Origin of the sequence: Frigoribacterium sp. CFBP 13729 (assembly GCF_014841875.1) — a bacterium.
GTDB lineage: Bacteria > Actinomycetota > Actinomycetes > Actinomycetales > Microbacteriaceae > Frigoribacterium.
Genome location: NZ_JACYUR010000001.1, coordinates 1 through 24,087, shown reverse-complemented (window position 1 = coordinate 24,087; position 24,087 = coordinate 1). Strand labels below are relative to the sequence as shown.

Annotated in this window: 21 protein-coding genes and 2 pseudogenes; 1 reads left to right on the top strand and 22 read right to left on the bottom strand. The window is 72.6% G+C overall.

Annotation, left to right across the window (positions count from 1 at the left end):
- Positions 1 to 41: 41 nt before the first annotated feature.
- A pseudogene (locus tag IFT77_RS16620) lies at positions 42 to 299 on the top strand (winged helix-turn-helix transcriptional regulator); the annotation flags it as partial.
- Here IFT77_RS16620 and IFT77_RS00110 read toward each other — a convergent pair.
- From IFT77_RS00110 to IFT77_RS00005, 22 genes and pseudogenes are all read right to left on the bottom strand, one after another.
- Positions 237 to 1,859 carry an MATE family efflux transporter gene (locus IFT77_RS00110; protein WP_244638399.1) on the bottom strand — a complete coding sequence of 541 codons (1,623 nt, stop codon included), beginning with the start codon at positions 1,857 to 1,859 and terminating at the stop codon, positions 237 to 239. The pseudogene IFT77_RS16620 and the gene IFT77_RS00110 overlap by 63 nt on opposite strands.
- A 321-nt stretch (positions 1,860 to 2,180) precedes the next feature.
- Entirely contained in the window at positions 2,181 to 2,624 is a 444-nt protein-coding gene (locus IFT77_RS00105) for a MarR family winged helix-turn-helix transcriptional regulator (RefSeq protein WP_192168936.1), read from the bottom strand.
- 25 nt (positions 2,625 to 2,649) lie between these two features.
- The gene (locus IFT77_RS00100) at positions 2,650 to 3,255 is read right to left on the bottom strand and encodes a hypothetical protein (RefSeq protein WP_371740837.1); all 606 of its coding nucleotides are present in this window, start codon (positions 3,253 to 3,255) and stop codon (positions 2,650 to 2,652) included.
- A gap of 34 nt (positions 3,256 to 3,289) precedes the next feature.
- Complete coding sequence (locus IFT77_RS00095) at positions 3,290 to 3,676, bottom strand: hypothetical protein (protein ID WP_192168935.1); 387 nt, start codon at positions 3,674 to 3,676, stop codon at positions 3,290 to 3,292.
- A gap of 140 nt (positions 3,677 to 3,816) precedes the next feature.
- Complete coding sequence (locus tag IFT77_RS00090) at positions 3,817 to 5,610, bottom strand: hypothetical protein (protein WP_192168934.1); 1,794 nt, start codon at positions 5,608 to 5,610, stop codon at positions 3,817 to 3,819.
- The gene (locus IFT77_RS00085) at positions 5,607 to 5,921 is read right to left on the bottom strand and encodes a hypothetical protein (protein ID WP_192168933.1); all 315 of its coding nucleotides are present in this window, start codon (positions 5,919 to 5,921) and stop codon (positions 5,607 to 5,609) included. The genes IFT77_RS00090 and IFT77_RS00085 overlap by 4 nt, the downstream gene beginning before the upstream one ends.
- A 141-nt stretch (positions 5,922 to 6,062) precedes the next feature.
- Positions 6,063 to 7,571, bottom strand: coding sequence for a ribosome biogenesis GTPase Der (gene der, locus IFT77_RS00080; protein ID WP_192168932.1), 1,509 nt, complete (start codon positions 7,569 to 7,571; stop codon positions 6,063 to 6,065).
- An 8-nt stretch (positions 7,572 to 7,579) separates the two neighbouring features.
- Complete coding sequence (gene cmk, locus IFT77_RS00075) at positions 7,580 to 8,413, bottom strand: (d)CMP kinase (protein WP_192168931.1); 834 nt, start codon at positions 8,411 to 8,413, stop codon at positions 7,580 to 7,582.
- On the bottom strand, positions 8,410 to 9,597 hold the full coding sequence (locus IFT77_RS00070; protein WP_192168930.1) for a prephenate dehydrogenase: 1,188 nt from the start codon (positions 9,595 to 9,597) through the stop codon (positions 8,410 to 8,412). Before IFT77_RS00070 ends, cmk begins: the two co-directional genes overlap by 4 nt.
- Positions 9,598 to 11,060: 1,463 nt before the next feature.
- A pseudogene (locus IFT77_RS16615) lies at positions 11,061 to 11,843 on the bottom strand (pseudouridine synthase); the annotation flags it as partial.
- Positions 11,833 to 12,459, bottom strand: coding sequence for an SMC-Scp complex subunit ScpB (gene scpB / locus IFT77_RS00060; RefSeq protein ID WP_192168929.1), 627 nt, complete (start codon positions 12,457 to 12,459; stop codon positions 11,833 to 11,835). The pseudogene IFT77_RS16615 and the gene scpB, both read right to left, overlap by 11 nt.
- Positions 12,449 to 13,306 carry a segregation/condensation protein A gene (locus tag IFT77_RS00055; protein ID WP_192168928.1) on the bottom strand — a complete coding sequence of 286 codons (858 nt, stop codon included), beginning with the start codon at positions 13,304 to 13,306 and terminating at the stop codon, positions 12,449 to 12,451. The genes scpB and IFT77_RS00055 overlap by 11 nt, the downstream gene beginning before the upstream one ends.
- Positions 13,290 to 14,189, bottom strand: coding sequence for an AAA family ATPase (locus tag IFT77_RS00050; protein ID WP_192168927.1), 900 nt, complete (start codon positions 14,187 to 14,189; stop codon positions 13,290 to 13,292). Before IFT77_RS00050 ends, IFT77_RS00055 begins: the two co-directional genes overlap by 17 nt.
- 94 nt (positions 14,190 to 14,283) lie before the next feature.
- Positions 14,284 to 15,207: a site-specific tyrosine recombinase XerD gene (locus IFT77_RS00045; protein ID WP_192168926.1), complete on the bottom strand. Its 924-nt coding sequence runs from the start codon at positions 15,205 to 15,207 to the stop codon at positions 14,284 to 14,286.
- A gap of 34 nt (positions 15,208 to 15,241) precedes the next feature.
- Positions 15,242 to 15,814, bottom strand: a complete 573-nt coding sequence (locus IFT77_RS00040) for an NUDIX domain-containing protein (protein ID WP_371740835.1) — start codon at positions 15,812 to 15,814, stop codon at positions 15,242 to 15,244.
- 3 nt (positions 15,815 to 15,817) lie between these two features.
- Positions 15,818 to 17,617: a CTP synthase gene (locus IFT77_RS00035; RefSeq protein WP_371740960.1), complete on the bottom strand. Its 1,800-nt coding sequence runs from the start codon at positions 17,615 to 17,617 to the stop codon at positions 15,818 to 15,820.
- A gap of 86 nt (positions 17,618 to 17,703) precedes the next feature.
- On the bottom strand, positions 17,704 to 19,413 hold the full coding sequence (gene recN, locus IFT77_RS00030) for a DNA repair protein RecN (protein ID WP_192168924.1): 1,710 nt from the start codon (positions 19,411 to 19,413) through the stop codon (positions 17,704 to 17,706).
- Positions 19,410 to 20,333 (bottom strand): NAD kinase, encoded by a 924-nt coding sequence (locus IFT77_RS00025; RefSeq protein WP_371740959.1) that lies wholly within the window; start codon positions 20,331 to 20,333, stop codon positions 19,410 to 19,412. The genes recN and IFT77_RS00025 overlap by 4 nt, the downstream gene beginning before the upstream one ends.
- A gap of 5 nt (positions 20,334 to 20,338) precedes the next feature.
- A complete protein-coding gene (locus IFT77_RS00020; RefSeq protein ID WP_192169453.1) occupies positions 20,339 to 21,184 on the bottom strand; it encodes an SAM-dependent methyltransferase in 846 nt (281 codons plus the stop codon).
- Positions 21,185 to 21,192: 8 nt separating this feature from the next.
- Positions 21,193 to 21,396: a hypothetical protein gene (locus IFT77_RS00015; protein WP_192168923.1), complete on the bottom strand. Its 204-nt coding sequence runs from the start codon at positions 21,394 to 21,396 to the stop codon at positions 21,193 to 21,195.
- A gap of 13 nt (positions 21,397 to 21,409) precedes the next feature.
- Positions 21,410 to 22,414: an HAD-IIA family hydrolase gene (locus tag IFT77_RS00010; protein ID WP_371740834.1), complete on the bottom strand. Its 1,005-nt coding sequence runs from the start codon at positions 22,412 to 22,414 to the stop codon at positions 21,410 to 21,412.
- A complete protein-coding gene (locus tag IFT77_RS00005; protein ID WP_192168921.1) occupies positions 22,407 to 23,384 on the bottom strand; it encodes a hypothetical protein in 978 nt (325 codons plus the stop codon). Before IFT77_RS00005 ends, IFT77_RS00010 begins: the two co-directional genes overlap by 8 nt.
- Positions 23,385 to 24,087: the final 703 nt, after the last annotated feature.

Sequence of the window (24,087 nt, the reverse complement as noted above, 5' to 3'; positions counted from 1 at the left end):
GCACCCTGGATACGAAAAGCCTATCGAGGTAGGGTGACCGCATGGCAGCTCGCACTCCCCTCGACCCGCGCTGCGGCATCGCCCGCAGCCTCGACGTGCTCGGCGAGCGCTGGGCGCTGCTCGTCGTCCGGGAGGCGCTGCTCGGCCACACGCGGTTCTCGCAGTTCCGCGCCCGGCTCGGCCTGTCACCCGACGTGCTGACGGCTCGGCTCGAGTCGCTCGTCGCCGCCGGGGTGCTACAGCCCTCGACCTACCGCGAGGACGGAGCCCGCGAACGCGTCGAGTACCTCCTCACCGACGCCGGCCGCGACCTCGCACCCGTGCTCGCCGCGCTGGCCGCCTGGGGCGACGAGCACGACCCCCACCCCGACGGAGCCGCCCGCGAGTTCACCGCCGCCGACTCCGGCGAGCCCGTGCGCGTCGCGTTCGTCACCGCCGCCGGGCACGTCGTCGACCCGGCCGCCGTCGAGATGCTGCCGCGCGTCGGCAGCTGACCCGCGCCTCCTGCGCTCCCCGGCCCGCGCCTCCTGGGCCGCCTGGCCCGCGCCCCTCTGGGCCATCACGGGCGGGTTCGCCGCCACCCCGCGCGCGATCGACCCGCGCACCGCGAGCCACATCACGCCCCCGGCGACGAGCACGAGCACCTCGCTCACCGTGAGCGACCAGACGATCCCCGCCAGCCCGAACACCGCGTTCCCGACGAGCACGATCGGGATGAACAGCACCCCCTGCCCCATCGACAGCACGATCGCGGGCACGGCCCGACCGGTCGCCTGGAACAGCGACGTCAGCAGCCCGGTCAACCCGTTCGCGACCGCGGCGACGAGCTGCGCCGTGAGGATCGTCACGCCGATCGCCAGCACCGACGGATCGGCCGAGAACGCGCCGAACACGGCCTCGCGGAACACGAACACGACACCGGCGAAGACTCCGATCACCAGCGCGACCGCCAGGATGGAGGTGCGGAGAGCGGCCCGCAGACGAGCCCCGTCGCCCTTGCCGAACGAGTACGCGAGCAGCGGGAGCACGCCGAGGGTGATCCCCATCACGAGGAACTCCGGCACCTGGGCGATGCGCACCGCGACGCCCATCGCGGCGAGCGCCCCGTCCCCGTAGGCGGCGGCCAGGCGGTTGAGCACCAGCGACGTCACGATCAGGAACGACGCCTGCAGCAGCTCGCTCGCCCCCACCGAGAACACCGGCCCGGTGACGCGGCGCGCCAGCGTGACCCAGTGCGGAGCCAGGCTGACGTGCTCGCCGTGACGACTCAGCCACACCGCGAACCACGCGACGGCGACGGTGTTCGCGAGCCCCGTCCCGAGCGCGGCGCCGGCCACGCCCCAGTGCAGCACCAGGATGAACACGACGTCCAGCAGCACGTTGGCCACCGTCGAGATGATCAGGCCGATCATCGTCTGGCGGGCCGCTCCCCCGGCCCGGACGATCTGCTCGAGGCAGAACGCGGCCGCGAGCACCGGCACGAAGGCGAGCATCACGGCGACGTAGCTCGTCGTCTCGGCTCGGGCGGCTTCGTCGGCGCCGAGCACGGCGACGAGCTGGGGCAGCAGGAGGAGCCCCACGGCTCCCAGCACCGCCCCCGTCCCGACCGCGCCCCAGAGCGAGAACGCCGAGACGTGCTTGATCTCGCCCGCCTTCGACGGGTCCGTCTCGGAGGCTCCGAGCAGCCGCGAGATCAGCGCTCCGCCGCCGACGCCGAAGACTCCGCCGACGGCCATGACGAGGCCGAGCAGCGGGGTGCCGAACGTGACGGCGGCGAGCATCGCGGTGTCGCGCTGCGAGCCGATGAACCCGGCGTTGACGACGTTGTAGAGCGCGCCGACGATGAGCGCGGCGGCCATCGGCACGCAGAGGTGCACGAGGGCCCGGACGATCGGCGCGGCCGAGAGGTACCAGCGGTCGGTGCCGGGCTCCGGCGCGGAGGGCGGATCGCTCACGGCGGCGCCGGAGACGCGGGTGCTGTCGGCGGTGCCGACGGCGTTGGTGACGGCGTTGGTGACGGCAGTGCCGGCTGTAGCGGTGGTGGTGGACGAGGGCTCGACGGAGTCGATGGCTGCTCCTCTCCGGGGCAGGCTGGAGCGCGCGCCGACGGACGCCGGCACGGCGAGGGGGTGGAACGGACGGGAGGAGGCGCGGCGTCGCTCAGGACGCCCCGCCGCCGGTCACCGGCGCGGCGGAGCCAGCTGCGCGGTGATCGTGGTGAGCAGGGCGAGCAGCTGGGCCTGCTCGTCGTCGGTGAGCGGCGCGAGGATGGCGTCGTCGACCTCGGCCATCGCCTCGGTGAAGCCCGAGACGAGCTCGGCCCCCGCGGCGGTGGCGTAGACGCGCTTGCGGCGTTCGTCGCCGTCTTCGCTGCGTCTCTCGACGAGGAGGCGGCGCTCCAGTCCCTGGACGAGGCTCGACACGCTCGCCGGGCTCGTCCGCGTCATCTCGGCGATGTCGCGCTGGATGACCCCGGGGGTCTGCACGAGGTACCCGAGCACGAACGCCTGCTCGGGAGTGAGGTCGCGACTGCGCACCCAGTCCTCCCCGCCCTTGCGCTGGGCCCAGGCGATCCAGCGCACGAGTCCGAGCGGGGTGGTGCGCATGCCCTCGGGTTCATCCATGCTCAGGACTCTAACTGTTAGCTATCTAACTGTCAACGTGTCGATGACTCGTCACGACCGCTTCGGTGCCCGCCGCCTTCGCCGGTCGCGGGAACGCCGCCCGCATGTGGTCCGTCGTCAGCAAGTCGCCGATGCCGATCATCAGCAGCGAGAACACGATCTGCTCGACGACCATCCAGCCGGGGTAGAGCCCGGGGATCGTCGCGACGATCAGCGTCACGATCGGGAAGATCCGACTGAACAGCCTGAGCCGCGAGTACGCCCACCAGTAGCCGAGCTGGGCCCGCCAGGCGAAGACGTAGAGCGACGCCGTGATGAAGAGGACCACCGTCGAGCGGAACCACACGGCCCACGGCACGTGCTCGCCCCGGCTCCACAGCACGGCGGCGATGAAGATCGCGGTGAGCCCGACGACGGTCTCGCCGAGCAGCAGCCACCGGATGCCCACGAACGCCCGGACGGTCCGCGGGTGCTCCCGCATGTCCTCGTGGATGACGTGTTCGGCCTGACGCCCTCCGGCGATCCTGTCCAGCCGGAGGCGCCTCCAGAGCCGGTCGGCGGAGTCGCTGAGGGCGCTGGTCGCGTCCACACCGTCCCGGGGCCCGACCACCCCGCCTCGCACCGTCCGCACCACCCCATCGTGCCGCATCCGGCGGGCCGGCCCGTCACTCTGCGAAGATCTCCCAGGCGTAGCCGTCGCGCTCCTCGTCGTAGGCGAAGCACGTCGAGAACGAGAGCACCTGCACGGCGTCGTCGAATCGTCGGAAGTGGTAGCTGCCGAGTTCTGCGCTCCGCAAGACGAGACGCTGCTCCCTTTCCCGCGTCTCGGTCAGGTCGATCTCGAACTCATCGGCCCGCGACCATCCGTCCATGAGGGCATCCACCACGGTCCCAAAGTCGGGTTGCTCCACGACGCGGACGATCGTCGAGCTCCCCCAGCTCACACCTCCCGGAGCACAGTCCGAGATGGAGCCGCCTGCCTTCTCCTCGACCCGGATCGTTACGTCGTCCGGGACGAACGACGCCAGCTCGACCTCGATGGTCTTCACCACGTGCTGCACCTCGACCAACGACTGGTTCGACAAGGGTCGTTCGACTCCGTGATGAGGAAGAGACGTCATGGTGCAACCTCCTAGGGATGCCGCCAGGAGGACAACACCTGATGCCTTCGCCAGTGCGATCCGCGCGGACGTCACAGCGGGTCCACGACCTTCAGCTCCTCCAGGAGATCCACGATGACCTGGTCGTTCTGCGCCGAGTCGGTAGCGATCAGCGCGTGGTTGAGCAGCAGGGTCGCCAGCCTGACGATGGCTGGGGTGTCCCACCTCGTCGCGCGGTCGGCATCGCTCTCGTACTCGTGTTGCTCGAACTCGCCGAGGTACTGAGGGTTCCGGTGCCGGTAGACGATGCCCGTCGCCTGCACGACGCCGAGCGCGTCGTCATAGCGGTAGGAGTCGTACTCGGTGTCCGGGGAGCCCGACCACTCAGGCACAGCCCCGGCACCAGCGAGCGAGGCGACGTGGTCCCAGTGGGCGCCGGCCAGCTCGGAGGCGATGATGTTGGCCGTGCCCCAGCTGTGCCCGATCCCGACGGTCCTCGGCGGAGGCGACCCGACCGACGCCCCACCGACGTCCAGACCGACGCGGAACGCGGCGAGACGCTCACCGGACTCGCGCGCGAACGGGGAGGAGTTCGCCTGCGCGAGCGCCGCGACGAGGCTCTTCTTCTCGGCCGGGAACACTTCGTCGCCCCCTCCGGGGAACCGACCGTCCTTGTAGACGAACGCGACGCTGTCGATCCCGTCGTCGCGCGTCAGCCTGCGGGCGAAGTCCTGCACGCCCGGACCGTCCTTCCAGAAGTCCTTCATCTGAGCTGACGTCCCCGGCACGTATGTGTAGATCCGCTCGGGCGCTCCCGCCTCGGGCCACTCCCCGAGCATCTCGACGAGGCGATCCGCTGCCCGGTCGTAGGTGTAGAGCTGCACGGTCGGCGGTACCGCGGCCGCTCCGCGCAGGTAGACGTTCTCCCGCTCCAGCTCGGCCATCAGCTCCCGAGCCCGAGGGTCGTCCAGTGGGTGCCTGGCGATGTCGTCGATCGTCGCCTGGTTCTCGGCCACCTGACGTGCCGCCGTGACCGCATTCGCAGCGACCCGCGCGCGCGGCGGCACGCCGTCCAGGTTGCCGATCAGCGACGGGACTGCGAGCACGAGCGCCTGCTGCGCCACCGACAGGCCGTCGCTCTGGAGTGGACGCAGCCGCGCGAGCGAGTCCCACCACTCGCGCACCGCCTCCGGCGACGCCTGCGCGATCAGACCGGCGAGGAGCGGGTTCTCACCGAAGAGGAGCGCGAGCTCGACGACGGAGAGACCGTCCAGCCGGCGCAGCGCCTCCTCCGGCGTCGTCGACTCACAGACCTCGACCGCGGCAGCCAGGAACTCGCCCGCCGCCGCGCCGTACAGGCCCGCGATGCAGGCCCCGTCCGCCGCGTCCCGACGCTCGACCAGCTCGGCCCACCGCCGCCCGACCCAGGCCAGCTCGGTGCGGTCGGCCTCCTCGCCGCGGCGGAGAGCCTGCCTCTCGACGTCGCGCAGATCGGATCCGGAGAAGGGCGACGCCGCCTCCTCCGCCTCGAGCACGAGGAGCGAGTCGGACGCGCGGCGCACCGCCGCCGCGACCTCGACCCGGCGACGGTCGAGCAGTCGCTGCACCGAGGCGATGTCGCCGACCTCGACGCCGTACGCCTCGAGCACCACGCCGTGCTGCTCGACGGCGTCCATCAGCGTCGCGAACTCCGTGACGAGCAGCTCGCCCGCGTCGCAGAAGGCCGAGCCCGCCTCGGCCCGCCACTCCGTCGCCGCCCAGCGCAGACAGGACTCCAGGCGGTGCCGGCCGAGCCCCAGGTCGTCGTGCTTCTCGCGCCGCACCCGGGCGAGGCGGGCGATCCCGGCGGGGTCGCCCTTGCCGGGGTCGACCTCGTCGACGCTCATCGGTCCACCTCGGGCGCAGCGCCGGAGCCCACGTCGGCTTTGGCCGCGAGCTGCGCGTCGACCTCCCGGACCCCGGCCGCGAAGGCCGTGGCCGTCGCGGCGAGCCGCTCGAGCAGCTCGAGCGTCAGGTCGACGCGTCGCGCGAGGTGCACCGTCACCTCCCCCAGCACGCCGGCCACGCCCGGGCTGCCCAGGGCCGCCGAGCAGTCGCCGGTCAGCACGTGCGAGAAGGGCAGCCCGTCCCGGGCCGTCCGCGCCGTCGCGGCCATCCCCTCCAGCGCTTCGAGGTCCACGTCGATCGTCGCGGTCATGCATCGCCTTCCGTCGGAGGTTGTCGCGCCGACGATATGTCAATGTCTCACGCTAGATCATCACAGTAGCAATGCGAACGCCCGGCCGGGGACGGATCCACAACCGGGCGTTCAGCGCACAGGGGCGCGGGGAGAGACGAGCTAAGGGCGCTTGCGCTTCTCGCGCACGCGCATGTTCACCGTGATCGGGGTGCCCTCGAAGCCGAAGATCTCACGCAGGCGACGCGTGATGAAGCGGCGGTACTGCGGGTCGAGGAACCCGGTCGTGAAGAGCACGAAGGTCGGCGGGCGGTTGGCCGCCTGGGTGCCGAACAGGATGCGGGGCTGCTTGCCCGAGCGCAGCGGGTGCGGGTGCTCGGCGACGAGCTCGGCCAGCAGGGCGTTGAACTTGCCCGTGGGGATGCGGGTGTCCCACGACTCGAGGGCGAGCTCGAGGGCCGGCACGAGCTTCTCGAGGTGACGACCGGTGCGGGCCGAGATGTTGACGCGAGGCGCCCACGAGACGTGGTCGAGGTCCTGCTCGATCTCGCGCTCGAGGTAGCGACGACGGTCGTCGTCGAGCAGGTCCCACTTGTTGAAGGCGAGCACGAGCGCGCGGCCGGACTCGAGCACCAGGTCGATGATGCGCAGGTCCTGCGTCGAGATGGGCTCGGTGACGTCGATGACGACGACGGCGACCTCGGCCTTCTCGAGCGCGGCCGAGGTGCGGAGCGACGCGTAGAAGTCGGCGCCCTGCTGCAGGTGCACGCGCTTGCGGATGCCGGCGGTGTCGACGAAGGTCCAGATGCGCCCGGCGATCTCGACCTGCTCGTCGACCGGGTCGCGGGTGGTGCCGGCCAGCTCGTTGACGACGACGCGCTCCTCGCCCGCGGCCTTGTTCAGCAGCGAGCTCTTGCCGACGTTCGGGCGGCCGAGGATGGCGACGCGGCGGGGTCCGCCGATCTCCTCCTTCGCGACCGTCGAGACGGCGGGGAGCTTCGTCATGATCATGTCGAGCAGGTCGGCGACGTTGCGGCCGTGCAGGGCCGACGCAGGGAACGGCTCGCCGAGGCCGAGCGACCAGAGCGAGGCCGCCTCCAGGTCCTTGCGGGCGTCGTCGCTCTTGTTGGCGACCAGGACGACGGGCTTGTGCGAGGCGCGCAGCATGCGGACGACGTGCTCGTCGGTGGCCGTGGCCCCGACGTTGACGTCGACGACGAACAGCACCGCGTCGGCCAGGTCGACGGCGATCTCGGCCTGCATGGCGACGGACTTGTCGATGCCGATCGCGTCGGGCTCCCACCCGCCGGTGTCGACGAGGGTGAAGCGGCGTCCGCCCCACTCCGCCTTGTACGAGACGCGGTCGCGGGTGACGCCCGGCTTGTCCTCGACGACGGCCTCGCGGCGGCCGAGGATGCGGTTGACCATGGCGCTCTTGCCGACGTTGGGGCGGCCGACGATGGCGAGCACCGGCAGGGCCGGGGCGTAGGTGAGGGCGTCAGGGTCCCACTCGCCGCCCTCGAGGACGTCGACGTCTTCGTCGTCCAGCTCGTAGTCGGACAGACCGGCACGCAGGGCGCGGGCGCGCTGCTCCGCGTCCTCGTCGGGCATCGCCTGGATGCGGCCGACCATCTGGTCGTCGAGCTCGGGGTACTTGTCGTCGTCTGCCATGGAGGCTCCTAGCGTGTGGGGGTGCTCGCTCGCACGAGCTCGACCACGGCCTGCACCGTCTGGTCGAAGTCGAGATGGGTGGAGTCGACGGTCGACACGCCCTCGGCGGCGGTCATGAAGTCGACGACCTTGCTGTCCAGCCGGTCGCGGGTCGACAGCTGCCGAGCGGTCTCCTCGGCGGACTGCCCGGTGACCTCGGCGGAACGCCTGGCCATCCTAGCCTCTTCGCTCGCCGTCAACAGGATGCGCACCTGGGCGTCGGGCGCCACGACCGTGGTGATGTCGCGGCCCTCGGTCACGATGCCGGGCCGGTCGGTCGAGGCGATGATGCGACGGAACAGGTCCACCATGAAGCGCCGCACCTCCGGCAGCTTGGCCACGTGGCTGACGGCGCCGGTCACGCGGGGCGTGCGGATCTCGTCCGTGACGTCCGCGCCTCCCACGGTCACCGAGGAGGCGCGGGCCGGGTCGATCTCGATCGCGTACGCGAACGAGGGCAGCGCCCCGATCACCGCGTCCGGGTCGTCGAGGTCGACGCCGCTGTCGAGCGCGTGCAGGGCGAAGGCGCGGTAGGCCGCGCCCGTGTCCTGGTAGTCGTAGCCGAGGGCCACGGCGGAGGCGCGGCTCACGCTGGACTTGCCGCTGCCGGCGGGGCCGTCGACGGCCACGACGACGTGCCGGTGCACCGCCTCCGCGGTCCGCTCGCGCAGCTCGGCGGTGTGGGCCTCGCCGGCGGGGCCGCCCACGCCGTGCTCGCCGGGCGTGCGCTCGACGTCGGTCTCGACGGGCGAGCCTGCGGAGCCAGCCGAGCCGACGGGCCCGGTCGTGCCCTCGGCGCTCATGCGAACGCCCCGGACACGGTCCAGCCGCGCCCCTCGAGCTCGGCGACGAGTCGTTCTTCTTGTTCGGGCACGATGCTGACCTCCGCGAGTCCCACCTGCGCGCCGGGCGAGTGCTCCAGCCGCAGGTCTTCCAGGTTGACGCCGATGTCGCCGATGTCGGCGAGCAGGCGGGCGATCTGGCCCGGGGCGTCGTCGACGATGACGACGACCGAGCTGAACCGTGTCGACTGCCCGTGCTTGCCGGGCAGGCGTGCGACGCCGGTGTTGCCGGCGCCGATGGCCTCGGCCACCGTGCGGCGAGCGCCCGGGGCCGAGGGGTCGGCGAGCGCCGCGATCACGCCGTCGAGGTCGTCGCGCAGCTCGCGCAGCACCTCCACGACGCGGGACGCGTTGGCGCCGAGGATCTGCACCCACAGGGCCGGGTCGCTGGCGGCGATGCGCGTGACGTCGCGCACTCCCCCGCCGGCGAGCCCCAGGGAGGCGTCGGTCGCGTCGCGCAGGCGAGTCGCCATGAGGCTCGACACGACCTGCGGCACGTGGCTGACGAGGGCGACGCCCGCGTCGTGCTCCTCGGGCGTCATCTCGATCGGGGTGGCGCCGAGGTCGAGGGCGAGGTCCTCGACGGCCGCGGCGCGGCGGTAGCTGATGTCGTCGTGGCCGGCGATGACCCACGGACGGCCGGCGAACAGGTCGGCGCGGGCCGAGATGGCCCCGCCGCGCTCGCGACCGGCCATGGGGTGCGAGCCGATGTAGCGCGAGACGTCGGCGCCGCGGGCACGGAGCTCGTCGAGCGGCGCGACCTTGACCGACGCGACGTCGGTGACCAACGCTTCCGGGAACGCGTCGAGCTCACGGTGGACGATCTCGGCCGTGACGTCGGGCGGCACCGCCACGACGACGAGCACGGGGGCGTCGCCGTCGGCGGCGACGCGACCCGCGCCGTAGTCGACGGCGAGGCTGCGGGCAGCAGGGGAGGCGTCGTCGAGGATCACGTCGACGCCGTGCTCGCGCAGCCGCAGCCCGATGCTCGTGCCGAGCAGGCCGGAGCCCACGATCCGCACCTGGCCGTCGAGACGACGCGTGCCGCCGACGAGGTCGTCGACGGTCGCACCGGGGCGTGCCGATCCCGTGCTCGCGTCAGCGACGCTGAGGTCCGTCGAGGAGGCGCGGGTCGGGTCGGTCACGAACGCCCGCCCCCGCGGGGACCACGTCCCCCGTCGTCGGGGCGGCCACGGAACGGACGGTCGCCGCCGCGCTCGGGGCGTCCGCCACGGTCGTCGCGACCGGAACGATCGTCACGACCCTGGTAGCCACCACCAGCAGGACGACCACCACGGTCATCACGACCCTGGTAGCCACCACCGGCAGGACGACCACCACGGTCATCACGACCCTGGTAGCCACCGCCAGCCGGGCGTCCGCCACGGTCGTCACGGCCCTGGTATCCGCCGCGCTCCGGGCGTCCACCGCGGTCGTCACGTGCACCACGGTCGTCCCGCCCCTGGTAGCCGCCACCGGCCGGGCGTCCGCCACGGTCGTCACGGCCCTGGTAGCCGCCGCGCTCCGGGCGTCCACCGCGGTCGTCACGTGCACCACGGTCGTCCCGCCCCTGATAGCCGCCACCGGCCGGGCGTCCGCCACGGTCGTCACGGCCCTGGTATCCGCCGCGCTCCGGGCGTCCACCGCGGTCGTCACGTGCACCACGGTCGTCGCGACCCTGGTAGCCGCCGCGGTCGTCGCCGTCACGGGCGCTGCGGTCCTCGCGGCCGCCGCGGCCGGATCCGGGTCCGCCGGCACGGACGCCGGAGGGGCGGCCGGTGCGCGGGTCCTTGGGCAGGTCGCGGTTCGGGTAGCCGGCGGCGCGTTCCTCGCCGGGGCTCAGCGGGCGGTCTCCACCACGGGGAGCGCCGCCACGGTCGTCGCGGGACACGTAGCCGCCGCGGTCCGGGCGTCCGCCACGGTCGTCACGCGACACGAAGCCACCGCGCTCGGGACGGGCACCACGGTCGTCGCGACCCTGGTATCCGCCACCAGCGGGACGCCCGCCACGGTCGTCGCGACCCTGGTAGCCGCCACGCTCGGGGCGTCCACCACGGTCGTCACGCCGGTCGTCGCGACCCTGGTACCCGCCACCGGCAGGACGCCCGCCACGGTCGTCGCGACCCTGGTACCCGCCACGCTCGGGGCGTCCACCACGGTCGTCACGAGCAGCTCCGCCGCGAGCGCCCGAGCCCGGGCGGTCGGCGCGGGGGGCGTAGCCGCCACGGTCCTCGCGAGCGGCGTAGCCCCCACGATCGCCACGGTCCTGGTAGCCGCCGCGCTCAGGGCGTCCGCCACGGTCGTCACGCACGGGGCGCCCGCCGCGGTCCGCGCCCTGCTCGCGACGTCCGGCCTGCTCGCGCCGCACCTCCGCGCGTCGCGACACCGGGGCGTCGCCCTTGCCGACGCCGGCACGCGGGCCGGCACCGGGCACGCGGCGACGGGCGTCGCGGGCGTCGGTCTCGGGGTCGTACTCGTCGTCGTCCTCGTCGTAGAACTCCTTCTCGACCTCGTCCGCGTCGAGGGCGACCTCGACCACGTCGGCCTCGTCGACCGGCGCGTCGCCGCTCTCGATCGTGGGCACGGAGTCGACCTTGGGCGACGGCGAGGCGTCGCGCGCGATCGTGAGGATGGCGCCGAGCTCGGTCTTGTTCAGCGAGCGCACGTGGCCCGCCTTGAGCGTGCCGAGGTGCAGCGGGCCGAAGGAGCGGCGCACGAGGTCGATGACGGGGTGGCCGACCTCCTCCATCATGCGGCGGACGATGCGGTTGCGCCCCGAGTGCAGGGTGATCTCGACCAGGGACGAGTCGGCGGAGCGCGACAGGCCCGCGCCTCCTGCGACCACGGCCGCGCGGTCGGCCGCGATCGGGCCGTCCTCGAGGTCGACGCCGGCGAGCAGCTGCGCGAGGATCGCGGGCGTGACGACGCCGCGCACCTTGGCGATGTAGGTCTTGGTGACGCCGAACGAGGGGTGCGCCAGCACGTGGGCGAGCTCGCCGTCGTTCGTCAGCAGCAGCAGGCCGCTGGTCTCGACGTCGAGGCGGCCGACGTTGAACAGGCGCTCCTCGAAGTCCGAGGTGAACTGACGCAGGTCGGGGCGGTCGGCCTCGTCGCTCATCGTGCTGACGACGCCGACGGGCTTGTTGAGCATCACGTAGCGACGCGTCGTGTCGAGCTGGACCGCGGCGCCGTCGACAACGACCTTGTCCTTCTCCGGGTCGATGCGGCGACCGGCCTCGGTCACGACCTTGCCGTTGACGGTGACGCGGCCCGCGGCGATCAGGTCCTCCGAGACGCGGCGCGAGGCGACGCCCGCGGCGGCCATGACCTTCTGCAGGCGCTCGCCCGTGGGCAGGTCGTCGGCGGGGGTGGTGGTGGGGTCAGATGACATCGTCGAATCCTCCGGATCCGTCAGGGAGGAGCGGGGAGATCAGCGGGAGCTCGTCGAGCGAGGCGATGCCGAGGTGGGTCAACAGGAGATCCGTCGTTTCGTAGGTGAGGGCGCCGGTCTCGGGGTCGGTGGACGACTCCGTGACCAGGCCGCGACCCACCAGTGTACGGACGACCGAGTCGACGTTCACCGCGCGGATCTGCGCGATGCTGCTCCGGGTGATGGGTTGCTTGTAGGCGATGACCGCCAGCGTCTCGAGAGCCGCCTGCGACAGTCTGGACGGGTTCTCCGTCAGCACGAAATCGCGCACGACGGGATCCAGCTCTTCCCGGACGTAGAAACGCCAGCCGCCGCCGACCTCGCGCAGCTCGAAGCCGCGCCGGGGCGTGCCGTCGACGCCGTCGAAGTCGGCGACCAGGTCGGCCACCGCACGGCGCACCTCCGCGGTCGGTCGCCCCACGGCGGCGGCGAGCGAGAGCAGCGACTGCGGCTCGTCGGCGACCAACAGCACGGCCTCGAGGGCCCGGGCGGTCGCGCGGTCGTCGTCGGCGCGGTCGTCCGGCCCGTCGTCGACGGCGCTGCGAGCCGAGGAGGCGGTCGTCGCGTCAGCCGTCATAGTCGGCCCCCAGCGAGTCCAGCGCCTCGTCGGTCCAGTGCTCGGCCACCCAGCGCACGCTGAGCTCGCCGAGCGGCTCGACCTGCTCGAACGCCAGCGACCCGTGCCGGTACAGCTCGAGGAGTGCCAGGAACCGCGCGACGACGACACCCTTCTGGTCGACGTCGGCCACGAGCTCGCGGAACGTGGCGACCCCGGCGCGGCGCAGCATCGCGACCACCCAGGCGGCCTGCTCGCGGATGCTCACGAGCGGGGCGTGCAGGTGGTCGAGGCCGACGGTGGGCACGGCCTGGGGCGTGAGGGCGAAGGCGGCGAGCGCCGCGAAGTCGTCGGGCGAGAGCGTCCACACCAGCTCGGGCGTCGTGACGCGGTACTTCTCCTCCAGGCGCACGGTGCGGGGGTGTCGGCGGGACTCGACGGCGCCGCGCTCGGCGAACCACTCGGCCGCCTGCTTGAAGGCGCGGTACTGCAGCAGCCGCGCGAAGAGCAGGTCGCGCGCCTCGAGCAGCGCGACGTCCTCCGCGTCGACGAGCTCGCCCTGGGGCAGCAGGCCGGCTACCTTGAGGTCGAGCAGGGTCGCGGCGACGACGATGAACTGGCTGGCCTGGTCGAGGTCCTCGTCGGTGTCGACGGTGCGCAGGTAGGCGATGAACTCGTCGGTGACGGCGCTGAGCGCGACCTCGGTGACGTCCATCTCGCGCTTGCCGATCAGCGTCAGCAGCAGGTCGAACGGACCGCTGAAGTTGTCGAGGACGACCTCGAACCCCCGCGCCGACGCTCCGGCGGCGAGATCGGGGGCACCGCTCGGGTCGGTGACGACAACGGGGGCCTCAGGCTGCGGCACCACGCGCGATCAGCTCTCGGGCCAGCTGGCGATAGGCCTGCGCCGCCGGGTGCTCGGGGGCGAACTGGGTGATGGGGATGCCGGCGACCGAGGCGTCGGGGAACTTCACGGTGCGGCCGATGACGGTCTCGAGCACCTCGTCGCCGAACGCGTCGACGACCCGCTCGAGCACCTCGCGGCTGTGCAGGGTGCGCGAGTCGAACATCGTCGGCAGGATGCCGTCGAGGGTGATGGCGGGGTTCAGCCGGTCGCGGACCTTCTCGATCGTCTCGACGAGCAGGGCCACGCCGCGCAGGGCGAAGAACTCGCACTCGAGCGGGATGAGCACGCCGTGCGCCGCGGTGAGGGCGTTGACGGTCAGCAGGCCGAGCGAGGGCTGGCAGTCGATCAGGATGACGTCGTACTCGGCGCTGACCTGGCGGATGATGCGGGCGAGGATCTGCTCGCGGGCGACCTCGTTGACGAGGTGCACCTCGGCGGCGGAGAGGTCGATGTTCGCCGGCATGACGTCGAGGTCGTGCACGCGGGTCGGCACGATCACGTCGTGCGCGTCCTTGACGGAGCCGATCATGAGGTCGTAGATCGTGGGCTGGTCGTGCGCCTGCACGCCGAGACCCGCGGTGAGGGCGCCCTGCGGGTCGAAGTCGATGGCGAGCACCCGACGGCCGTACTCGGCGAACGCGGCGCCGAGGTTGATGGTGGTCGTGGTCTTGCCGACGCCGCCCTTCTGGTTGCAGAGGGTGACGATGCGCGCGGGGCCGTGGCCGTCGAGTCGTTCGGGGACGGCGAACTCGGTGCGCGGGCGACCGGTGGGACCGTTCGCGGGGACGGTCGCCGGAGCGCTCTCGAAGAGGGCGGGCGTGCTCGAGGTCGACTTGGTGCTCACACGTCGATGGTACCGGCGGCCCCCTGCCCGGCCGGGCTGACGCGCCCGTCCCGCAGGCAGGAAGCCTCATGCGGCGGATGAAGGTAGTGCCTGGTCAGGAGGCAGGTCGGAGGGCCCGCGGGTGGGCCGTCACGTACATGTCGCGCAGGGCGTCCGCCGTCACGAGCGTGTAGATCTGCGTCGTCGCGACGGACGAGTGCCCGAGGAGTTCCTGCACCACCCGCACGTCTGCGCCGCCCTCGAGCAGGTGGGTCGCGAACGAGTGCCGCAGGGTGTGCGGCGAGACGTCGACGTCGAGCTCGGCGCGCTCCGCCGCGGCCTGGATGACGAGCCAGGCGCTCTGGCGCGAGAGCCTGGCGCCCCTCGCCCCGAGGAACAGCGCGGGCGTCGCATCGCCGCGCGCCGAGAACTCGGGCCGGCCCCGCACGAGCCACGCGTCGAGCGCCCGCCGCGCGAAGCTGCCCACGGGCACGATCCGCTGCTTGCCGCCCTTGCCGAAGAGCCGCACGACGTCTCCCCCGTCGATGACGTCGTCGACGTTGAGCGCCACGGCCTCGCTCACGCGGGCGCCCGTCGCGTACAGCAGCTCGAGCAGCGCCTTGTCGCGGACGCGGGCCGGCTCGTCGCCGTCGGTCGCGGCCAGCAGGGCCTCGACCTGCGCGACCGAGATGGCCTTCGGCAGGCGCGAGGGCAGCTTCGGCGGGCGGACGCCGGCCGCGACGTCGACGGCGACCAGCCCCTCCTCGTGCAGGAACCTGTGGAGGCCCCTCACCGACGAGAGCACCCTGGCCACGCTGGAGGCGCGCAGCGGTTCGTCCGCACGGGTCGCCAGCGCGGCCGGGAAGGCCGCGACGTCCGCCGGCGCGACCTCCTCGACGGAGGCGCGTCCCGCCTCCTCGAGGTGCGCCGCCCAGAGCACGAGATCGCGCCGGTACGCGGCCGTGGTGTTCGGGGACAGGCCGCGCTCGACCGTGACGTGCCGCAGGTAGCGGGCCACCGCCTCCTCGACCGAGGTCATCGTGCGCTCGTCCCGACCGACCGCCGCCGCGTCGTCAGCGGCGGGCGGCGACGGTCGCGGCCAGGGCCGCGATGCTGAGGATGGAGTTGTGCAGGCGCCCTGCCAGCACACCGTCGACGATCTCGTCGAGGGCGACCCAGCGCTTCTCGATGTCCGCTTCTTCGTCGGTGCGGTCGAAAGCAGCAGCGGTCGCGGTCACGCCGGTGGCCCGGTAGACCGTGACCATCTCGTCGTTGCCCCCGGGGGTGGTGTGGAACGAGACGAGCTCGTCCCAGTCGGTCGCCTCGAGGTCGGCCTCCTCGGCCAGCTCGCGCTTGGCCGCGTCGAGCTTCGACTCGCCCTCGGCGTCGAGCAGGCCGGCGGGCAGCTCCCAGTCGCGGGTGCGGATCGGGTGCCGGTACTGCTTGATGACCAGAACGCGGTCGTGCTCGTCGACCGCGAGCACCGCCACGGCACCGGTGTGCGCGACGTACTCGCGCGTCATCGGCGAGCCGTTGTAGTCGACGACGTCGCGGACGACGTTCCAGACGGCGCCCTCGAAGACCGTCTCGGAGGAGGTGACGGTCGGGTCGGCGGGCTCGTCCCGCAGCAGCTCGGAGTCGGCCACGGCTCAGGACCGCCCGGGGGCAGCGGCCTCGGCCGCGCCGTCGGCCGTGTCCACGGCCGCAGCGACCGCGTCGGCACGGGTCTCGCTCGCGTCGTCGCCCTCGTCCGCGAAGAGGCGGCTCGAGTTCTGGCGCTCGAGCGACGCCCCGACGAGGCCGCTGAAGAGCGGGTGCGCGCGGTTGGGGCGCGACCGCAGTTCGGGGTGCGCCTGGGTGCCGATGTAGAACGGGTGCTCGGCGCGGTCGAGCTCGACGTACTCGACGAGGGTGCCGTCGGGCGACGTGCCCGAGAACACGAGGCCCGCGTCGGCGATCTGCTGGCGGTACTGGTTCGAGACCTCGTAGCGGTGGCGGTGGCGCTCGTCGACCAGCTCGGAGCCGTACAGCTCGGCCGCGAGCGAGCCGGGCTGGAGGGCGGCCGGGTAGAGGCCGAGGCGCATGGTGCCGCCCAGGTCGCCGTCGGCGATGATGTCGACCTGCTCGGCCATCGTCGCGATGACCGGGAACTCGGTGTCGGGGTCGAACTCGGACGAGGAGGCGCCGGCCAGGCCGGCCTTGTCGCGGGCGTACTCGATGACCATGCACTGCAGGCCGAGGCAGAGGCCGAGCGTCGGGATGCCGTTCTCTCGGGCGAACTTCAGTGCGCCGAGCTTGCCCTCGATGCCGCGGATGCCGAAGCCGCCGGGCACGCAGATGCCGTCGACCTGCGACAGCGCCGCCGCGGCGCCCTCGGGCGTCTCGCAGTCGTCCGACGGGATCCAGACGAGCTTCGCCTTGGCCTGGTGGGCGAAGGCACCGGCACGGAGGGCCTCGGTGACCGACAGGTAGGCGTCGGGCAGGTCGATGTACTTGCCGACGAGGCCGATGGTGACCTCGTGCTTCGGCTGGTGCACCGCGTCGAGCACGGTCTGCCAGCCGGACCAGTCGACCTCGCCCGCCTTCTCGGCCAGGCCGAGGTGGCGGATGATGTACGCGTCGAGGCCCTGCTCGTTGAGCATCGAGGGGATGTCGTAGATGCTCGCGACGTCCTTCGCGTTGACGACCGCATCTTCGTCGACGTCGCACATCAGCGCGATCTTGCGCTTGTTCGCCTCGCTGACGGGGCGGTCGCTGCGGAGCACGAGCGCGTCGGGCTGGATGCCGATCGAGCGGAGCGCCGCGACGGAGTGCTGCGTCGGCTTCGTCTTCTGCTCACCCGAGGCGCCCATGTAGGGCACGAGCGAGACGTGCACGAAGAAGACGTTGTTCCGCCCTAGCTCGTGGCGCACCTGACGAGCCGACTCGATGAACGGCTGGCTCTCGATGTCGCCGACGGTGCCGCCGACCTCGGTGATGATGACGTCGGGGGCCACGTCGCCCTCGGCCTGCTGCCGCATGCGGCGCTTGATCTCGTCCGTGATGTGCGGGATGACCTGGACGGTGTCGCCGAGGTACTCGCCGCGGCGCTCCTTCGCGATGACGGTCGAGTAGACCTGGCCCGTCGTCACGTTGGCGGCCTGGTCGAGGTCGATGTCGAGGAAGCGTTCGTAGTGGCCGATGTCGAGGTCGGTCTCGGCCCCGTCGTCGGTGACGAACACCTCGCCGTGCTGGAACGGGTTCATCGTGCCCGGGTCGACGTTGAGGTAGGGGTCGAGCTTCTGCATGACCACGCGCAGCCCGCGCGCCGTGAGCAGGTTGCCGAGGCTGGCGGCCGTCAGGCCCTTGCCGAGCGACGACACGACGCCGCCGGTGACGAAGATGTGCTTCGTCACGCTGGAGTTGCTGCGACCCGCAGAAGGAGACTCAGAAGGCCCACCTCCGTCGATCGAGGAGGAATCAAGGCCCGAGTTCTCAACGTTCACCACGGGATTCCATCCTATGTCACGCGGGGCCGGTCGGCCACCGCTGCCTGTTACGAGTGTGTGACGGCGCGGCCGGCCGCCGCGAGCTCGAGCAGCTCGCGGGCGTGGTCGAGTCCGCTCGCGCTGTCGGGCAGCCCCGAGAGCAGCCGGGCCATCTCGGCGACCCGCTCGTCGCCCTCGAGCTGCTGCACGCTGCTCGCGGTGACCTCGCCCGACGCGTCCTTCACGACGCGGAGGTGGTTCGTCGCGAACGCGGCGACCTGGGCGAGGTGGGTCACGACGATGACCTGGGCCCGCTCGGACAGCGCGGCGAGCCGGCGACCGATCTCGATCGCGGCCGACCCGCCGACGCCGGCGTCGACCTCGTCGAAGACGAAGGTCGGCACGTCGCTCGACCCGGCCATGACGACCTCGAGGGCGAGCATGACGCGCGAGAGCTCGCCACCTGAGGCTCCCTTGCCGAGCGGGCGCGGCTCGCTGCCGGGGTGCGGGCGCAGCAGCAGCGACACGACGTCGGCACCGGTGCTGCCCAGGTCGTCGCGCGGCGTGACCTCGACGACGATCTCGGCACCGGCCATCGCGAGCGCGGACAACTCGGCGCTGACGCGCTCGGACAGGTCGGCGCCGGAGGCGCGGCGCAGGTCGCTGAGGACCCCGGCCCTGGTCTCGGCCTCGGCCCGGAACTGCGCCACCTCGTCGTCGAGCGAGGCGAGCCGGTCGTCGTCGCCGTCGAGCTCGACCAGGCGCCTGCTGCCCTCGTCGAGCAGCCGCAGCACGTCGTCGAGGCCCGGACCGTGCTTGCGCAGCAGCGACGACAGCTCGGCACGACGGGTCTGGACCGCCTCGAGGTCGCCCGCCGCGTCGGCGTCGAGGCCGCCGAGGTAGCTCGACAGGCGTGACGACGACTCGGACACCTGCACGCTGACCTCGGCCAGCAGGTCGGCGATCGGCGCGAGCGCGGGGTCGTGCGGGGCGACGCGCTCGACCTGCCGCCGCGCCTCCTCGACGAGCGAGAGGACGTCGCGGGTGCCGTCGACGGCGTCCGTGGAGAGGATCTCGTGGGCGAGGCCGGCGGCGAGCCGGAGGTCTTCGGAGTTGCTGAGCCGGTCGGCCGTCGCGTCCAGCTCGTCGAGCTCGCCGGCCACGGGAGCCGCCGCCTCGATCTCGTCGATGGCGGCGCGCAGCGCGTCGGCCTCGGCACGGCGCTCGTCGCGGTCGCGGGTGATCTCGGCGAGCTCGTCACGGGCGGCCGTCCACGCCTCGAACGCGGCCCGGTAGGAGGCGGCAGCCGCAGCGAGGGGCGCACCTCCGTGCGCGTCCACCGCCGCCCGCTGCGCCTGCGCCGACTTGAGCCGGATCTGCTCGGACTGCCCGTGGACGACCACGAGGTGGTCGGCGAGGTCGCCCAGCACGCCGATCGGGGCGGACCGACCGCCCACGACGGCCCGGCTGCGGCCCTCGGCCGAGACGACGCGGCTGAGGAAGAGCTCGCCGTCGTCGACGTCTCCCCCGGCGTCGCGGACGCGCTCGACCACGGCGCCGTCGGCCGGGACGACCCACCGGCCGTCGACGACCGCCTGGGTGCTGCCCGAGCGGACGATGCCGCTCTCGGCGCGCTGTCCGAGCAACAGTCCGAGCGCGGTGACGACCATGGTCTTGCCGGCGCCGGTCTCGCCGGTCACGGCGGTGAAGCCCGGCCCGAGGGGCAGGGTCGCGCGGCCGATGACGCCGAGGTCGCGGATCGCGATCTCCTCGATCACGACGCGTCTCCCTGCTCGGGGCCGCGCCAGCCGGTCACGGGGAGCTTGAACTTGGCGACGAGGCGGTCGGTGAACGGCCCCTGTCGCAGGCGGGCCAGCAGCACGGGCTGGTCCGAGCGCGTGCACTCGACACGGGCGCCGGGCGGCAGGTCGTGCTCGCGGCGTCCGTCGCACCAGAGGATGCCGCGGCCGTCGGTGCGGCTCATCACCTCGACGGCGAGCGTCGAGTCGGGGCCGACGACCAGCGGACGGGCGAAGAGGGCATGGGCGCTCAGCGGCACGAGCAGCAGCGCCTGCACCTCGGGCCAGACGACCGGGCCTCCGGCGGAGAACGAGTAGGCGGTCGACCCGGTGGGCGTCGACATGACGACCCCGTCGCAGCCGAACGACGAGAGGGGCCGCCCGTCGACCTCGATGACGACCTCGAGCATCCGCTCGCGCGACGCCTTCTCGACGGTCGCCTCGTTCATCGCCCAGGTGCGCCAGACGACCTCGGAGCCCTCGACGACGCGCACGTCGAGGGCGAAGCGCTCCTCGACGTCGTAGTCGCGCGCGACGACGCGTGACACGGCGTACGCCATCTCGTCGCGCTCGCTCTCGGCGAGGAACCCGACGTGGCCGAGGTTGACCCCGAGGATCGGGGCACGCGTGCCCCGGACCAGCTCGGCGGCCCGGAGGATGGTGCCGTCGCCGCCGAGGACGATGACGCACTCGAGGGCGTCGAGCGCGACGTCCTCGCCGAGGATGTCGACCGGCTCGATGTCGGGCGCCGCGGTCTTGATGTCGTCCCACTCGTCACGCGAGAGCACGGGCACGACGCCCGCGCCGACCAGGAGGGCGCAGACCTCGAGGGCGGCGTCGAGCGAGTCGCGTCTCCCGGTGTGGGAGACGACGAGGACGTGCCGTGTCGTCGTGTCGATCTGTCTCACGCTCCCGTCGTGCTCTCGGACCTGCCGAGCCATTCTGTCGGATTCGACCCGTGGCGAGCCGAGAACCGCACGACGTACTCCTTGTTGCCTGCCGTCCCGACGATCGGTGAGGGGATGATCCCCGCCGTGCCGAGGCCCAGGTCGTGGGCCGCCCAGAGGACTCCGGTGACGGCCTCGTTCCGCAGCCGGGCGTCGTGCACGACTCCCTCTCGGATGCCCTGCCGTCCCACCTCGAACTGCGGTTTCACGAGCAGCACGAAGTCGCTCTCCACAGGCACGCTGGCCACCAGCGCCGGCAGCACCATCGTGAGCGAGATGAACGACAGGTCGGCGACGACGAGGTCGATCGAGGAGGCGCGGTCGCTGAGGCCCTGCAGCTGGTCGGCCTCGAGGTAGCGCGCGTTCACGCCCTCGACCACCGTGACGCGCTGGTCGCTGCGGATCGACGGCGACAGCTGACCGTGTCCGACGTCGAGCGCGACGACGTGGTCGACGCCCCGCTCGAGCAGCACCTGCGTGAAGCCGCCCGTCGACGCGCCCACGTCGAGCGCCGTGCGACCGCTCGGGTCGACGTCGAAGGCGTCGAGCGCCGCGAGGAGCTTGTGAGCCGCGCGGCTCACGTAGTGGTCGAGGCCGGCCACCTCGACGGTGTCCGACTCGGCCACGCGGGTCGACGCCTTGACGGCGCCCGATCCGTTCACCGTGACGAGGCCGTCGGCGAGGAGGCGGGCGGCGTGCGTGCGGGAGCGCGCGAGCCCCCGAGACGCGAGCGCCGCGTCGAGACGCTGGCCGGCCCGCTCCGCCGGCTCGGCGGACGAGGCGGCGTCCTCCGGCTCCTCGATGCGGACGGTCACCGACCACCCGGGCTGTCGTCGGTCTCGCCGGTGTCCCCGCCCGTGCCCTCGAGCGCGACCCGCAGCTCGTCGTGCACGGCGCCGAACGCGACAGCACGCTGGTCGAGAGGGAGGGCCTCGATCGTCCGGAGGCGGCCTGCCAGCTCGGCCGTCGCCTCCTCGTCGGACGTCGTGTGGACGGACCTCGGCTCCTGCTGCATGGTGCCGTCCACCCTACTCACCGGGGTGCAGGGCAGGGTCGATGTCGAGGCCGTAGATCGCCCGTCCGGTGCCCCAGACGGCGTGCGCGCCGGCGCGCAGCAGGTCGACGGGGTCGCCGCCGGCCGCGAGGACCCGGACGACGCCGCCGCGGACGGCGACGCGGGCCTGACGCACGGTGACCACGTGGACGTCGTCCTCGTCGTGCTCGACGATCTCGGGATACGGCTGGCTCAGCTCGCGCAGGTCGCCGACGATGAAGTCGGGCCGCGAGTCCTTCTCGGCCGCGAGCACCTGCTTGGCCCCGTCGATGCCGGTCAGCACGAGCACGGAGACGAGCCCCGCACGACGCGCGCCGAGGATGTCGGTGTCGAGCCGGTCGCCGATGAACATCGCGGTCGTGGCGCCGAAGCGCTCGACTGCTGCGGTGAAGATCGGCGTCTCGGGCTTGCCCGCGGTCACGGGCAGACGGCCGACGGCCGTGTGCACGGCGCTGACGAGCGTGCCGTTGCCGGGAGCCGTGCCGCGCTCCTGCGGGATGGTCCAGTCGGTGTTCGTGGCGATCCACGGGATGTCGGCCGCGAGGGCGAACGAGGCCTCGGCGAGGTCGGACCAGCCGACCTCGGGGCTGAACCCCTGGACGACGGCCGCGGGCTCGTCGTCCGCCGAGCGCGTGACCCGGAAGCCCTCGGCCTCGAGCACGGAGGTGAGCCCGTCTCCCCCGACGACGAGGACGGTCGATCCGGCCGGCACGGCGTCGACGAGGAGGCGCACGGCCGCCTGCGGGGAGGTCACCACGTCGTCCGCGGTCACCTGCAGCCCGTAGCCGCTCAGCTGCGCGGCCACCGTCGCCGCGGTGCGCGAGGCGTTGTTCGTGATGTAGCCGACCCGGTGGGTCTCGGCCGCCGCGGTGAGGCTCTCGACGGCGTGGTCGATCGCGACGGAACCGCGGTAGACGACCCCGTCGAGGTCCGCGAGGACGGTGTCCACGCCGTCCAGGGGCGTGGGGCCGTCAGCCACGGTGCTCGGGCTCCTGGTCCGTGACGGGCTCGTCGTTGCCAACGGGCTCGTCGTCGCCGGCAGGCTCATCGGCGGGGACCGGCTGCTCATCGGCAGCAGGGTCCTCAACGGCAGCAGGCTCCTCAACGGCAGCAGGGTCCTCAACGGCAGCAGGCTCCTCAACGGCAGCAGGCTCCTCAACGGCAGCAGGCTCCTCATCGGCAGCCAATGCCCCGTCTGTCTCGGCCACGTCGTCCGCCGCAGGCTCCTCGAGCGACACGGACTCGTCCTCAGCGCCCCACGACTCGTCGAGCTCGAGCTCCTCCTCGACGACCTCGACGGTCTCCCGGTCGTCGTCGCCGTGGTGAGCCTCGAGCGCCGCGTCGGCCCGCTCGGCCAGCGTGCGCCACTCCTCGGCGTCCCGGTCGCGACCGAGGTCCTCGAGGACGGTGGCGTAGGCGTCGAACAAGGCAGGGCTGTACTCGAACGCGCGCCGGCGGTCGAGCTGCGGGATCTCGAGCTCGCCGAGCGCCGCGTCGGGCTGGCCGAGGTCGAGCCGGGCACCGCTCATCGCGATGGCGAGCGACACGCGCACCGACGGCGCGAGGGTCGAGACGTCGACCGAGCGCCCCAGCTCGAGCGCGCGCTCGGGACGCCCCAGCCCGCGTTCGCTGTCCACCATCAGCGGCAGCTGGTCGTCACGGCCGGTGATGCGCCGGTACGTCCGCAGTTCGCGGAGCGTCAGCGCGTAGTCCCCCACCGTGTACGCCGTGATGGCGATCGTCTCGCGCACGACGCCGATGCGACCGGCGCGACGACCGGCCGACAGCGCGTGCTTGTGGGCCTCCTCCGGCTCCTCCTCGATGAGGCGCCCCGCCATGACGAGGTGCTTCGCGACCCAGTCGGCGTTCTCCTTGCTCAGCGTCTTCAGCTCGCCGCGGGCGACCTTGTCCAGGTCGCGGGGCTCGACGTCGTCGGGGACGTGCGCCACCTCCTGCGCCGGCCGGACCGACTTCAGGCCGTAGGGATCGCGATCCTCAGGCGTTTCGCGGTTCCCCTGGTATCCGCTCGAGGGACGTCCACCGGTGGAGGGACGCCCACCACCCGTCGAAGTCCGACCGCCGCCAACGGTGGACGGACGCCCACCACTCGACGGACGACCGGAACCGGTCGAGGGACGACCGCCGGTCGAGCCCGCACGACGGCTGGCCGAGGGACCGCCTCGGCGGTCTCCCTCACCCTGCGGCCGACCCGAGGAGGCGCGGTCCCCGTACGCAGGACGCTCACCGCGCTGGGGCCGGTCGCCTCGGGCCCCGCGGTCGCCGCTCGACGAGCGACCCGACGGCCGCTCTCCCCGTGCACCGCCGTCACGTCCGGAGGACGCGTCTCGTCGGGGTCGGTCGGGTCGGTCGTCGTCGCGGTCGCTCACGGAGATGCTCCTCGTTCTGTCGTGCAGGCAGCTGTCGTGTTGTGGGGGCTCGTGCCCCGGAAGTCGATCGGCCAGGACGAGAGGTGCTCGCTGCGGTCGAGGTACGAGACTACCAACGGATGGGCCCGAGGCGAGCCAGCATCTGTCGGCCTCTGACGGGTTAAACAAGAAGAGCCCCTCCAGTGGAGGGGCTCTTCTGTCAAAAGGAGTCCGGCGGTGTCCTACTCTCCCACAAGGTCCCCCTTGCAGTACCATCGGCGCTGAG